This window comes from Mesorhizobium sp. Root102 (assembly GCF_001425625.1).
Classification (GTDB): domain Bacteria; phylum Pseudomonadota; class Alphaproteobacteria; order Rhizobiales; family Rhizobiaceae; genus Mesorhizobium.
This window is the reverse complement of record NZ_LMCP01000023.1, coordinates 310,420-324,188: the sequence shown is the minus strand read 5'-3', so window position 1 is coordinate 324,188 and position 13,769 is coordinate 310,420. Positions and strand designations below refer to the sequence as shown.

General features: G+C 61.7%; 11 protein-coding genes. 4 read left to right on the top strand and 7 right to left on the bottom strand.

The window, feature by feature from the left end:
- Positions 1 to 3: 3 nt before the first annotated feature.
- A complete protein-coding gene (locus ASD12_RS20140; protein ID WP_056589899.1) occupies positions 4 to 1,848 on the top strand; it encodes an ABC transporter ATP-binding protein in 1,845 nt (614 codons plus the stop codon).
- A gap of 17 nt (positions 1,849 to 1,865) precedes the next feature.
- Here ASD12_RS20140 and ASD12_RS20135 read toward each other — a convergent pair whose 3' ends face one another.
- Entirely contained in the window at positions 1,866 to 2,210 is a 345-nt protein-coding gene (locus ASD12_RS20135; RefSeq protein ID WP_244482906.1) for an exopolysaccharide production repressor exox, read from the bottom strand.
- Between the two features lie 532 nt (positions 2,211 to 2,742).
- On the opposite strand from ASD12_RS20135, the gene ASD12_RS20130 reads away from it, so the two are divergent.
- Both ASD12_RS20130 and ASD12_RS20125 read left to right on the top strand, forming a co-directional pair.
- Positions 2,743 to 3,420: a sugar transferase gene (locus ASD12_RS20130; RefSeq protein WP_056589893.1), complete on the top strand. Its 678-nt coding sequence runs from the start codon at positions 2,743 to 2,745 to the stop codon at positions 3,418 to 3,420.
- A gap of 100 nt (positions 3,421 to 3,520) precedes the next feature.
- Positions 3,521 to 4,786 (top strand): polysaccharide biosynthesis/export family protein, encoded by a 1,266-nt coding sequence (locus ASD12_RS20125; RefSeq protein WP_056589890.1) that lies wholly within the window; start codon positions 3,521 to 3,523, stop codon positions 4,784 to 4,786.
- A gap of 469 nt (positions 4,787 to 5,255) precedes the next feature.
- Here the strand turns inward: ASD12_RS20125 and ASD12_RS20120 are convergent, their stop codons facing one another.
- From ASD12_RS20120 to ASD12_RS20100, 5 genes are all read right to left on the bottom strand, one after another.
- Entirely contained in the window at positions 5,256 to 6,569 is a 1,314-nt protein-coding gene (locus tag ASD12_RS20120; RefSeq protein WP_056589887.1) for an O-antigen ligase, read from the bottom strand.
- Between the two features lie 195 nt (positions 6,570 to 6,764).
- Entirely contained in the window at positions 6,765 to 7,592 is an 828-nt protein-coding gene (locus tag ASD12_RS20115) for an SDR family NAD(P)-dependent oxidoreductase (protein ID WP_056589883.1), read from the bottom strand.
- 97 nt (positions 7,593 to 7,689) lie between these two features.
- Positions 7,690 to 8,175, bottom strand: coding sequence for an acetone carboxylase subunit gamma (locus ASD12_RS20110; protein WP_056589880.1), 486 nt, complete (start codon positions 8,173 to 8,175; stop codon positions 7,690 to 7,692).
- Complete coding sequence (locus ASD12_RS20105) at positions 8,172 to 10,376, bottom strand: hydantoinase B/oxoprolinase family protein (RefSeq protein ID WP_056589877.1); 2,205 nt, start codon at positions 10,374 to 10,376, stop codon at positions 8,172 to 8,174. Before ASD12_RS20105 ends, ASD12_RS20110 begins: the two co-directional genes overlap by 4 nt.
- A 13-nt stretch (positions 10,377 to 10,389) precedes the next feature.
- Entirely contained in the window at positions 10,390 to 12,519 is a 2,130-nt protein-coding gene (locus tag ASD12_RS20100) for a hydantoinase/oxoprolinase family protein (RefSeq protein WP_156398624.1), read from the bottom strand.
- A gap of 141 nt (positions 12,520 to 12,660) precedes the next feature.
- Here ASD12_RS20100 and ASD12_RS20095 point away from each other — a divergent pair, with 141 nt between their 5' ends.
- The gene (locus ASD12_RS20095; RefSeq protein WP_056589874.1) at positions 12,661 to 13,440 is read left to right on the top strand and encodes a helix-turn-helix transcriptional regulator; all 780 of its coding nucleotides are present in this window, start codon (positions 12,661 to 12,663) and stop codon (positions 13,438 to 13,440) included.
- Between the two features lie 47 nt (positions 13,441 to 13,487).
- On the opposite strand, the gene ASD12_RS20090 is transcribed toward ASD12_RS20095, so the two are convergent.
- Positions 13,488 to 13,742, bottom strand: a complete 255-nt coding sequence (locus ASD12_RS20090) for a type II toxin-antitoxin system RelE/ParE family toxin (RefSeq protein ID WP_320410750.1) — start codon at positions 13,740 to 13,742, stop codon at positions 13,488 to 13,490.
- Positions 13,743 to 13,769: the final 27 nt, after the last annotated feature.

Sequence of the window (13,769 nt, the reverse complement as noted above, 5' to 3'; positions counted from 1 at the left end):
ATCATGTCGAAGTCCCCGATCCTTCGCCTGTCGCTGTTTCGAGACATTGCCGCATTCGGCGCCGCCATTGCCCAGATCGGTGGCCGGCGCGCCTGGACGGCACTGATCTTCCTTATCCTGGGCAGCCTGACCGAGGGTATCTCCATCCTGCTGCTCATCCCGCTGCTGCATCTGGTCGGACGCGCCGACCAGGATTTCGCGGTCAAGCTGCCGAACAATGATTTCGTGCGCTGGCTGGTGCCGGACGGCACGTTGCAACTGACCACGGTGCTCTGTGCACTCGTCGGGCTTGTTGCCGTGCAGGCGGCGTTCAACCGCTTCAAGTCGGTCTACATGGCCAAACTGCTGTTCGACTTCATCAACCGCGTGCGCATGAACCTGTTCGAGAGCATCGGCAAGGCGCGCTGGGGCGTTTTTACGCGCATGCGGAGTTCCGACCTCGATCATGCCCTGACCGGCGACATCGACCGCGTCCAGGGTGCTGCCTTCTCACTGTTGATGCTGGTGCAGATCGCCGTGCTTCTGGCCGGCTATCTGCTGATTTCCATGTTCATCTCACCGGTCATGACACTGTTTGCCATCGTCATCGGCATCCTGATGTTCGTGGCGCTGCAGCCCTTCCGGACGCGGGCCACTGCCTTTGGCCGGGTGCTGACCGCCAACCGTCAGGATCAGTACCGGACGGTCTCGGAATTTCTCGGCGGCATCAAGGTGGCCAAGAGCCTGAACGTCGAAGCCAGCTATTTCGCGCAACTTCAGTCGACACTGGAAAAGATGAAGACCGACAATGTCGACTATGTGCGCAACAGCACCATCGGCACCGCGGTGTTCCAGGTGGCGAGCGTCGTGGGCCTGAGCCTGTTCATCTATGTGGCGCTGGTCCGCTTCAACCTGTCGCTGGCCGAGATCGTCGTCTTGCTCTTGGTCTTCATGCGCATAGCGCCGCGCTTCATGGACATGCAGACGCAGGCTCAGCAGGTACTGATCAATCTGCCCGCCTACACGTCGATGCGCAGCCTGCAGGCACGGTTCGACGCCGAACGCGAGCCAGACGAAGCGGGAGCCGGGGAAGGCGACAAGCTGTCGCTCACCACCGGGCTCAACGTAGGGGACGTTTCGTTCTTCTATGGCGACGACCCCGTCAGGACGGTGGTCACCGGCATCACCTTCGGCCTGCCTGCAGGCAAGGTCACCGCGCTGATCGGCCCCTCCGGATCTGGCAAGAGCACGATCGCCGACATGCTGCTTGGCCTGCTTGAGCCGAGCGCCGGCAAGATGCTGGTCGACGGTGTCGAGATCGATGCGGGCAATCGCCGGCGTTGGCGCGACCAGGTGGCCTATGTGCCGCAGGACGTGTTCCTGCTGCATGACACGATCGCGGCGAACCTGCGCCTTGCCGCGCCGCAGGCCAGCGATGACGAGCTATGGACCGCGCTGCGCTCGGCGCACGCCGGCGAGTTCGTCGAACGGCTCGACCTCGGGCTCGATACGGTGGTCGGCGACCGCGGCGCGCGGCTCTCGGGCGGCGAACGCCAGCGCATCGCGCTTGCGCGCGCGCTGCTGCGCAAGCCGTCGCTGCTCATCCTGGACGAGGCCACCAGCGCCCTCGACTGGCAGAACCAGTCGCTGATTGCCAGGTCGATAGATGGATTGCGCGGTACGATGACGATCCTGACCATTGCGCACCGGCCGTCGATGATCGCCTTCGCCGACTGGGTGGTTGCGATGGAAAACGGCCGTGTCGTCGAGGTCGGCCAATATCAGCGGCTGAAAGAAAAAACCGGTAGCCGGTTGTCGAGGATGCTGTCGGGGGAACAGTCGGAACCCCAACCCGCCAACGTCGCCTGACGCCGGTCGGGCGCTGGTTAGTGCAGGCTGCGCCTGGCGCTGCCCAGCTTCTCGCCTTCGGCGACCTCGGGCGCATTCAGTTTTCGCTCAGCGTCACGAGCCATGTCAGCCCGCGTCGGCGCGCTCCTGGCGATCATGGCATAGATGAGCACGAAATAGCCCGCCTGAATGACCACGGCGCATATGATCACGCGCACCAGTATTGTGCCTATCGACGCGCCGCCCAGCCACGACCAGCAAACGACGATCGCCAAAGCGAAAATCATCCCGAGGATGAATTTTGGAAGTGCCATACCCAACAGCCCATAAACCGGCTCGGGTACATTTAACGATTGCCCCACCCGAGCGCCGTCCCTTGTCATGTGGGCTTGTTAAGGTCGCCCACTCTCGACCGGTTGCTTCCGGCCTTTGATACCTGTCGCTACTCTGACAGGTATAATTTGCAATTCTATTAAGGCGAGCAGTAGGCGGCAAGGGCAACTGCGGATATTTTTGATCGAGCTTTTGCAATCGACTCTGCCATGGTGCAATGCACGCGACCGGATTCAAGCCGATCTCCGGCCATCCGCAGCTTTCAGTAAAATAGGCAATATTAGTAGTATTTTATACGGTTTGTTCCAAGTATCATGGCATGCTAAAGCACTAAAGTTCGCCGCGCCCTGGCAGATAGGTAGGGCTGCCTAAAAATCGCCCTAAAAAGGTCCTTATTTTTTCGACCGAGCCCGTTTGTTGTCACAAATGTGCTAAATATCCCGAAATTTGTGCATGTCTAGCTTATTATTTAGTCAATTCATGACGTGACTATTTCAAAGGGGTGGGAAATTGTGTGTTGCGCTGCAACATTTTTTTGGTATCGTGTGGTGAACCATTCGTTCAACGCATGGAGTTTACGGCATGAGGGACGCTGCCAAGTCGGCCACCGCGAGCTTTTCGCAGGCTGACATCGATTTTCCGCCGCCGATCGGCGGCCTGCTGAAACGCAGCTTCGATATCACCGGTTCACTGATTGGCTTGATCGCCCTCAGCCCGCTGTTTGTCATGATAGCGCTGCTCGTCAAGTTTTCCGACGGCGGCTCGATTTTCTACGGCCACAGGCGAATCGGGCGCGGCGGGCGGATTTTTCCTTGCCTGAAGTTCCGCACCATGGTTCCGGACGGCGACAAGGTGCTGGCAGCCTATCTCGCCACCAACCCGGACGCCAATGCGGAATGGATGGCGACCCGCAAGCTGAAGAACGATCCGCGCGTCACCCGCGTGGGAGCGGTGCTGAGGAAACTCAGCCTCGATGAGCTGCCGCAGATCATCAACATCCTGCAGGGCGATATGAGCCTTGTCGGCCCTCGTCCGGTGGTGCGCGACGAACTGGAGATTTATGGCACATCCGCCGTCTACTACCTGAAATCCCGCCCCGGCCTGACCGGCCTGTGGCAGGTCAGCGGCCGCAACGATGTATCCTATGACAGTCGCGTCGCTTTCGACCGCCACTATGTCGAGAACTGGTCGCTGTTCGAAGACGTTCGCATCATCATCAAGACTGTCCCGGCCGTGTGGATGTCGCGCGGCTCTTACTGATCAAGCCGGCGGCCAATGCCAGACATTGGCGCCGCCATTCGACGCAAGTTCATCGGGCGATGGGGCTAAAGCGGATCGGAACGTTCAGTTGAAAACAGATATGATCGAAGCCTTTCGCAGCGGCCCGGTTTCCGGCCGTCTGCGGCGGGCTCGTTTGCTGGCTACATGCCTTGCCGTGTCGCTCGTCATCCCCCACGTCGCGGCTGCCGGCGACTACCGCCTCGGATCGCAGGACAAGCTGACCATCCGCGTTGCCGAATGGCAGACCGTGGAAGGCACATTTCGTGACTGGTCGGCGGTGAACGGCGAGTACACGGTCGGTCCATCCGGCACGCTGTCGGTGCCCTTCGCCGGCGAGCTGCCGGCATCCGGCAAGACCACGTCTGAAATCGCAACGGCGATCGGCGAGGCTTTGCAGAAAAAGCTCGCTTTGTCGGACAGACCGGAAGCCTCGGTCGAGATGGCACAGTTCCGGCCATTCTACATTTCGGGCGAAGTCCAGAACCCAGGCCAATTTCCTTATGTACCCGACCTGACGGTGTTGAAGGCCATCAGCGTCGCCGGTGGCATCAGGAGAACCGCCGACTACGGCCCTCAACTCGGCAAGGACCTGGTCACCGCCAAGGGCAACTTCGATGTCTCTGACGACCGGCGCATTCGGCTGGTCGTCCGGCGCGCCCGCATCGACGCGGACATGGCCGGCAAGGCGAGTTTCGACGTGCCTAAGGAGGTCGAGGGCGATCCGAGACTGCCAGCCATCGTCGCCGACGAGATGACGATCCTGACGGCGGACCAAACGGCGCTGAAGCTGAAGCTTGAAGCGCTCGACGATCTGAAAGGGGTTTTGGAATCCGAGATCGAATCGCTGCAGAAGAAGATCGTCAACCAGCAGCAGCAGGTCGACCTGTCACAGCAGCAACTCGCCAGCATCGGCACGCTGGCGCAGAAAGGCCTGATCGCCAACGCCCGGCTGCTGGATTCGCGGCAGTCGGTCGCCGACCTGCAGGGCAAGATCCTGGACTACGAGACGGCCATCCTTACCGCCAAGCAGGCGATCAGCAAGGCGAAGCAGGACGCCATCGATGCCCAGAACACCTTGAGTTCAAGTCTCGCCACCGATCGGCAGCAGACCGAGGCCGACCTGAACGAGGCCGCGCTGAAGGCGAATATGCAGAAAGGCCTGATAGCCCAGGCCACCGATCCCGCGACGACGGCCGCCATGACAAATGATCAGCAGCCCACTCTGCTCTATTCACTGGTGCGCAATGTCGACGGCAAGACCAGCGAAATAGCCGCCAAGGAAGACACACTGGTGCTGCCTGGCGATGTGATCAAGGTCAAGCTGGCGCCGCTGGCCAGCCAGTAGCCTCGCGAACCCGGCACCACCCTAGTGTTTCAAACCATCCGGCACGGATGGGTTGGGGTGGTGTCTCTGTTTTAAATCTGAAATCAGCGTCGGCCGATGGTTTCGTCGCCTGTAGCAATGCGCGTGACGCGGACGGCATGCCGATCACGTCAGCGGGGCGCTTCTGGCCGGCATTTAGTGTGGGTACCCCAAAATGATGATGTAGCCAGACGGCTGCGTGAATGGGCCGTTCTCTGGCAGAATATCGCGCGCGGGCTGCCAGATTGCGTTGGCGATCCGACTGCCCTCTTCGGCCAAGCTGTGGAGAAGCGTTTGTTACCGATCAACGTCGTCCGGGCATGTCTCAATAGCATATGGCATGAAACCTCCTATGCTTTGCGGCAAGCATATCGGAGTTCGGCCCAGATCGCGACAAGCGCGGCGTCGCTACGGTTTTGCGAACTTTGACTTCAGCCCGCGAGTTGATCACTCATGACGGACCGGCCGCCGCCGGACGGCCGGCATGCCGGGGCCAGTCAGCCGCGCCCCTGGCCGCCTCCGCCGGCTCCAGGGCCTGCGACCACCGCGTACGAGTAACGGGCAGCCGCGCCAGCTTGAAGAAGCTGAAATACATCAGGAAAGAGCCCATGATGTAGGGATTGAGGATCTCAACCTCGACGAAGGAGCGGATCAGCAGCAGCACCATCACGCCGACGAGGATCACCGAATCCGCTTGCCAGGTCCTGAAGATGACCGCCGAAACGTGGCCGTAGAGCGTGCGCAGCATGATCAGCGATACCAGCGTCGCCCCAACGAAGCCGAGTTCGACGAGGGCCTCGATATAGGTGTTGTGGAAGTGGAAGCCGGTGCGGTTGGTGATGTAGAACTCGTTCCACAGCCGCTCGGCTTCGGCGAAGCCCTGCACCCAATAGGCGGCATAACCGACGCCGAGAATCGGCGATTTCTGCACGGCATTCCAGCCTTGCGCCCACAGATAGGTCCGCCCGGTGAGCGTAGAATCCTTGCCGAAGAGGGCGAGGACGAAGTCCATCAGCCCGAGATTCAAGGCGACGAAGGCAGTTACGACCAGCAGGCCGGCACCGATCAGGAAGATCACCCGGCGATAGCGCCGTGACAGAAGTTTGCTCATGGCAAGAAGCGCCACCAGCGCCAGAACCGCCGGTATCGAGGCCATCGAAGTGGCGGAATGCGAGACGACCAGCACATAGGCCGACAGCAGCACGACGGGCACCGCCAGGATGAGACTCAGCCGGCCGCGCCGGTAAAAGGCAAGGAAGACAAAGCAGAAATAGATGCCGAGAGAGCCGACAAAGCCGATCTGGTTCTTGGAGGCGAAGGCTCCGACGAAGTTGACGGTGCCGTCGAGAACATCCTCGGAATAGTTTCCGACCTTCAGCGAATAGATGAGGACGACGAATATCCCGACCAGCGCGCCTATGGTCAATGTGCGCACGCTGACGGTGCGCGCAGCCACGTAGGCGCAGGCGATATGGGAAAAATACTGGATCGAAGTCCTCGCGGTGACGCCGGGCGCCTGCGACCAGAAAACCGAGAAGCAGACATAGGCCGCAAACAGCAGCGGCAGCCAGGCGCTGGACAGCCGCCGCAGGAACCGCCGGTAATCGACCAGGATGAGCGGAAGCCAGACCGCATAGTAGGCCAGGATCAGCACCTGGCCGAAAATGACCGAATAGGAAAACGCCCAGATCGAGACGGCTACGGCAAAGGCGCCATAGACCGAGTTCTTCTCGGGATCGATCAGCAGGGACTTTGGAATCTTCATCTCAGAGTCCCGCCGACACGACCCGGGGCCGGCAAGCCATGATCCGGCCGGAATTTTCGCAAACATGGGCGTGCAATAAACGGCGTCTCCATTGTGCAGTGCAATATAACCTATCGCGCCCGGCGCTCAATGGCAAATTCGGTCACCTTGTCTTACAGCGAGGCATCTGCGGAGAGATCAGCCACGTCCGAGACGCTACCACAGGGCTCCGCCGGTGATCTGTATGTTTTCCATAGTGATGCCCTTGGCCAGATCAGAGCACAGGAAGACCGCCAGAGCGGCGATCTCCTGAGGCTGCAGCATGCGCTGCTGCGGATTGCCCCTGGCGATCTCGGCCATCGCCTCCTCAGGCGTGCGCCCCTTGCCCTCGCGCTCGACGACCTGCGCCACATTGCGGCGCATCAGTTCGGTCTCGACCCAGGTCGGGCTGATCATGACGCAGGTGACGCCGTGCGCCGCCCCTTCCAGCGCCACGCAGCGTGTGAGGCCGAGAAGTCCGGCCTTGGACGCGCAGTAGGCAGGGTTGTCCTTCCAGCCGACCGAGGCGGCGGTTGAGCCGATATTGACGATGCGGCCCCAGCCGCGCTCGATCATGCTCGGCAGCACGGCACGCGTGACGCGGAAGGCGCCGGTCAGATTGGTGTCGACGATCTTGTCCCACAGCGCGTCGGAATGCCCGCAGACCGGCTGCTCGGCCGTGGTGCCGGCGGCGTTGACCAGAATGTCGGCGGGGCCGATGGCCGCTTCGGCGTTCGTCGCGAAACGGTTGGTGACGTCGCTGTCGCGCACGTCGAGGTGAGCGGCGTGGACCCTGGTTCCGTGGGCTGCAAGAGCCGCACGCACGCGCTCGATCTCGTCCGCACCGGGATAGTAGGCGGCATCTGAACTGTCGGAGCCGACCGGCGCGATGTAGGAGCCGACGGCAACGTTGGCGCCGGCCTCAGCCAGCGCAGTCGCAATGGCAAAGCCCATACCCGAGAAACCGCCGGTGACGATGGCACTGCGGCCGGAAAGGGTGTTCATGGCGCACGGTCTCCGCTTCGTTCCGGGCAGGCAATCAGGCCTTACCGGATTTGGCAATCACACCGGCGCAGGCTCGATCGACAGCGATTCATGGTTCCTAAAGCGGTTTGCCAAGCCATTCGCGATAGAAGCCTTCGAGGTCGGGCTCGAAATCGTGGACTATGGGATAGCCGGGTGCCGCCGCTTCCACCTCATGCAGCGTGCCGCACTGCGGACAGATGAATTCGCGGATTTCCATCCATTCGGGATCGGGGAGATCGCTGTTCGGATAGATCTCGCGCAAAGCCTCCTCGGTGTTGCGCACGTTAATCGCGGCGTTGAGCTTCCAGTTCTTGCGATAGTCGCCGAAGGAATGGCCGCATTCGCAACGGGTGATGCGCTCATCGCCGCTCTGGCAGATGAACAGATGGTCGGAGACCGGCAGCAGGATCGGGTCCTTCCAGGCGATACGGTCCTGATAGACGGCGACCATCTTGAAGAAGCGGTCATCGTCCTTGTAGGCGCTCATGATGCGCCTTGTCTGCGGCCAAGGCAGCTTGCCGGCGGCCAGATCGCCCAGGACTTCCTTGCTGTACGAGGTCATGGCTTTGCTCCCGGCATGAAGATCGATCTGGCGTCGACGTTCCAGAACTCGCTGAATTCCCTGGTGAAGCGCGACGACAGCTTGATTGCGCTGGCGTACATTTTCTTCACCTCTGGGGCGAAGTCGGCCTTTTCGACGCGGCCACGCTCCTTGGCGATCCAGTCCGCCACCGGTATCGCCTTGGCCAGGCGTTGCTTGCGCATCTCAGCGCGACGTTCGACCGTGGCGTCGATATCGGCAACGGGATAGCCGTCTTCATCGTCCTTCAGCACGATGCCGAAAACCTGGTCCGCCGCTTGCCGGGTGAGAAAACCGTTCTCGACATCCCAGGCCGTCTTGATCGGATCGCGCTCCAGCACGTCGCCATAGCCGCCGCCGCCATTGTAGGAATGGCTGAAGATATCGCCGGATTTGTGCGGCGAGGTGATGTAGGGGCCCTCGACCACAACATGGTCGCCGCCGATGTTCTTCTCGTAGTCGGAGACATGCGGGTCGATGCCGGGCGCATGCGCTAGCGGTTCGCCTTTTGCCGCCAGTTCGTGAATGTTGGAATTGCGCACCGCGCGATGCTTCTGGCAGGTCGGCGCGGGATAACCGCCGCACATGCCGCCATTGTCGAACACCCTGGAAGAGTGCTCCGAGGTATGGAGCCGCAGATGCGACGTGTTGTTGATCAGCCAGGTTGAGACGAAGGAACAGCCGCCGCGATATTTGCCGGCGCCGCCGGAATTGGGCATGATCGAGCGGCCGATATAGACCATCGGCATCGACTGTTCCCAGACCTCGATGTTGCCCATGTCGGATTCCGGGTTCCAGCCGACATAAGCGGTGTCGAGACCATCCTTGATGGCGAGCGCGCCGGAACCGGCGGCGGCGCATTCGAAATGCGCCATGCCGAACGGCGTGCCGTACTGGCTTTCGCCACCCATCTCGATCATCGGGCTGTTGACCTGGCCGACAAAGGCTTCCTCGACATAGCCGCGCGCCACGAAGCTGCGCGACAAAAGCCGCTGGAACACGCCATAGGCCGGCAGAAGCAGCGCCCATGAGGTGGCGGTGGCTACCATCTCGTTGTCGGGGTTGGTCCAGGTGCCGTGCGGCAGTTTCAGTTCGGTCGCCATCCAGGCACCGTCATTGACCAGCCCTTCGAAATTCATGTGCTGGGTCAGCGTCACGAACATGCCGCCATCCATGCCGGCCGGCGTGCAGTTCATCGAATGGTAGCCCCAGGGCTGCGTGCCCTCGAAGTCCATGGTGATCTTGCCGTCGGTGGTGATCTCCATCTCGATGGGGATGTTGTAGAGCCAGTCGGGATCGCCGAGCAGCTGGAAGCCGGGCTTTCCCGCCGTGACGTGGCCGTAGAAAGTGTGGCCGCGATAGATGCCGGGCACGGTGAGCTGGCGGGTGCGGGCGAGCTGGGCGCGGCGGCCTTCCTCGATGAACTCCTTCGACACCTTCATCCAGTAGTCGAGGCCGATCTCCGAGATCAGCTGCTTGACGCTTTCGCGCATATCGATGCAGGAGGCGACCTTGGCCTTCTCGTCGAGCACCCAATAGATCGGCATGCGCAGATTGCGCTCGCAGCGGATGACGTAGTCGCGGCGGATCTCATCGTTCTCGCCGATCTTCTCGGCACAGACGAACAGGCCTTCGGTGAAGCGCTCCTGTGCCAGGCACACGTCACCGCCCGGCGTGATGCCGCCGGCTTCCAGCTCGTGGCAGACAGCGCCGGCCCAGCCGACAAGTGTGTCCTCATGGAAGATCGGCACGACGTCCATCACGTCGGGCACCTGCACGGTGCCGATGAAGGCGTCGTTATTGGCGAAGATGTCGCCCTCGCGGATGCGCGGGTTGTCCTCGTAGCCGTTCTTGATCATCCATTTGATGAAGCGGCTCATCGTATGGACATGCACCATGATGCCGTTGGAGAGCGCGATGGCGTCGCCCTCGGGCGTATAGATGGCGACCACCATTTCGCCGACCTCGCGCACGCCGGGCGAGGCCGAGATGCGGCGGGCCATTTCGCGTGCCGAGACGCAATAGGCGCGCAGCTTGGTGTGCAGGGTCTCGAATTTCAGCGGATCCTGGTTGCGCAGCGTGAGTTCCGTGATGCCGTCATAGCAGCCGGTCTCTTCCATCAGCCGCTCGGAATCGAGCAGTCTTTCGCGAAGGCGCAGGGCCGAAGCAGGTTTGTCCAACATGGCGATCGCCCTCTCAAGCATGGGTGTAGTGCAGCAGCGTCCATTCATCGACATGGACGCGGTCCTGCGGATGAACGACGAGCGTGGTGGCGGGATGTTCGATGATGGCCGGGCCGATCACTTCGTGGCCGGGCTGCAGCAAATCCATCTCGTAGAGATTGGCCTTGTGCCAACGCCCACCAATATAGGCCTCGCGCACACCCTTGTGGGCGGCTGCCGGATTGGAGGCGCCGAGCGGCCGCTTGAGCAGCACCGGCTTGACCTTGTCGGCGGTGGCGATCAGCCCGAGTTCGGTGATGGTGAAGCCGGCCTCGCCATAACGCGACACGCGATGGTTGACTTTGGCATAAACCGCCTCGAATTCGTCGATGACTTTGCGCATGTCGTCGGCTGAGCTGACTTCGGCAAGCGGCGCCATGACTTCGACATCCTCGAGTTGGCCGGTGTAGCGCATCATCAGGAACGGCACCGTCTTGATCTTCTCACGCGCATGGCCGTCGGCGATCATCTCGTCGACCGCGGCCTTGGTCAGATCGTTCCACACTGTCGTCACCTTCGCGCCGAAAGCGGCCAGTGTGGTCTCGTCAGCGCGCGAGGGGATGTCGTGCTGCGTGGAGACGGAATGACGGCGCATGAAGTCCGCCGTGGTGCAGCCGAAGGCGGAGAAAGCAGCAGCGAACTGGAAGGTGATGATGTCCTTGAAGCCGATGCCCCTGGAGCAACCGGCCAGATGCAGCGGACCGGAACCGCCATAAGACAGCAGCGTGAATTCGGAGGGGTGGATGCCTTGGCCCGAGATGACACGGCGCAGCGCGTTGTTGGCATCGGACTCCAGCATGTCGATCATGCCTTCTGCGGCTTCCTCCAGTCCGACGCCCAATATGTCGGAGCATTTCTCCTGGAAGGCGCGGCGCGCCTTTTCGACCTGCAGCACGACCTTGCCGCCCAGGAAATAATGCGGGTTCAGGCGACCGAGAATGGCGTCGCAGTCGGCGATGGTGGGTTCGGTGCCGCCACGATCGAAACAGATTGGGCCAGGATCAGAGCCGGCGCTTTCCGGTCCGAGGCTGACCTTCTTGGTCAACGGATCGACCTTGAGGATCATGCCGGCGCCGGCGCCAATGGTGTCGAGATGCAGCGTCGGCACGTTGAGCTTGAAACGGTCCATCAGCGGCTCGTTCTCGATCCGCGTCTGGCCGCGCGTGATGACGCCCATATCGAAGGAGGTGCCGCCCATGTCCGAGCAGATCAGCGAATCATTGCCGATCAGTTTGCCGACATACGCAGCACCCAGGATGCCGCCGATCGGGCCGGAGATCATGGTTTCATGCAGGCGCGGATGGTTGATCGAGGTCAGGCCGCCGAAGGAGAGCAGCGTCTGCACGCCATATTTGAAGCCGCACTTCTTCGAGACGTCCTCGATACCCCTAAGCTGCTTGCGGCCACGCGAGGTGGCGTAAGCTTCGATCAGCACCGAGTTCAGCCGCGACTGCTCGCGGATGACCGGCCGGACCTCATGGCTGGTGTAGACGATGATGTCGGCGCCGGCCTTCTCGACCTCCTCGCGGCAGATCTCGGCGATGCGCTTCTCGTGCACCGGATTGACGTGCGAGAAGATGGTCATGATGCAGATCGCCTCGACCTTGTCGGCGATCAGTTTTTTCGCGGCGGCGGAGACCTCGTGTTCGTAGAGCGGCAGCACGATGTCGCCGAACTGGTCGATGCGCTCGGTCACGCCATGGGTGCGGCGGCGCGGCACCAGCGGATCGGGATGATGGTGGGTGACCGCATGAAGCCGGTCGGCATAGGAATAGTCGGCCCAGGCCTGCAGGCCGCGGCCCATCAGGATCATGTCCTCGAGGCCCTTGGTGGTGATCAGGCCGAGCCGGCGGCCAGTGCGCGACAACAGCGTGTTGAGCATGCCGGTGCCCGAATAGAGTACGACGTTGACGCCTGAGAACAGCGATTCCAGCGAGATGCCCCAGGCATCCGCGGCATCCTCGGCCGAGGCCAGGAAACCCTCGGCTTCGTTCTTCGGCGTGGTCGCCGATTTGCCGATCTTGAAGTGGCCGTCCTGATCGACAAGGATCGTGTCGGTCATGGTGCCGCCGGCGTCGATACCGATGACGATTGGATTGCCAATGATTGGACTGGTCAGGTTTGGCTGGGTCACGGTCGCCTCGGATCTGGTCTAGGTTGACGCAAGGCTAGATTCATTGGGCGGCCTCGCGCCATATGCCTAAAGACACAATGACGGTTGGGCTGAGATCGCCGAGAAAAGGGCATGCGCATGGGGACCATCTGGGCGCCGCTCGCCAACGCGATCGCCGCAATCGGCACGGACAGGCATGTCGACTGCTTGATCGATCTGATCGGCGCCGACATCGAGCACGACCTCGTAACGGTGACGCGCTACTCGGCGACGCAAACGCCAGAGTTCATCAAGCACCGGCGCTTCTCTGACGAGATGGTCCGGCGCTATCTCGACAACTACTATGTCTTCGACCCGTTCTATGCCTCGTGGCGGCGCGAGCGAAGGCTGGGCATCATGCCGCTGAAACGGCTTGCCGACGACGAAGCCAAGCGCGGCCAGTACATTGCCGGCTTCCTGGCGCAGTCGGAGATTTGCGACGAAGTCGGCATCATGCTTGCCGATGGCGGCGACTGGTGCCTCGGCATCTTCCTCGACCGCTCGATCACTTCGTTCAAGGAGAGTGAGATCGCGCTGCTGGATGAGCGGCTGCCGGTGTTCGAGGCGTTGCATGCGCTCGACATCAAGGCGCGCGGAACCGAATTCTCCCGCACATCGGCGCCGACAGGCCCCGGCGCCTCGCCCCGGCAGGAGCCGACCATCCCAGCCAGCCTGTGGCCGGAGCTGTCGCTGCGCGAGCGGGAACTTGTCCAGCTGATCCTTGCCGGCCATCCGACGGCGAACATCGCCGAGCGTCTCGGCATTACAGTCGGCACCGTCAAGAACCATCGCCGGCGCATCTACGAGAAGCTCGACATCACCACGGAGCGGGAATTGTTTTTGCAGTTCTTCCAGCACCTGGTGGATCGCTAGCCGGGGTTCACGCGACCATCCGATTCACGACTCTTTCCCGTGGCAGATTACAGCTCGTCCTCCCAATTGGCCCCGCCATAGAACACGCGGAAAATCACCACTTGGTCGGATTCCACGGTAAAGGTCACCGTCACACGGCGCTCGAAACCGATGACCCGAAGCCCCGGCCGCAGATCGTCACGGCGTGTTCCTCGCTCCGATGCGTGGTCAAGCCCCCGGCAATGGGCTTCGATCCGCTCGATGTAGCGCATTGCCGTGGCGTTGCCGGCGGCCGACGCGATGGTGTCGTATATCCAACGCAAGTCCGCTAGCGCTTCCGGCGACAGAAC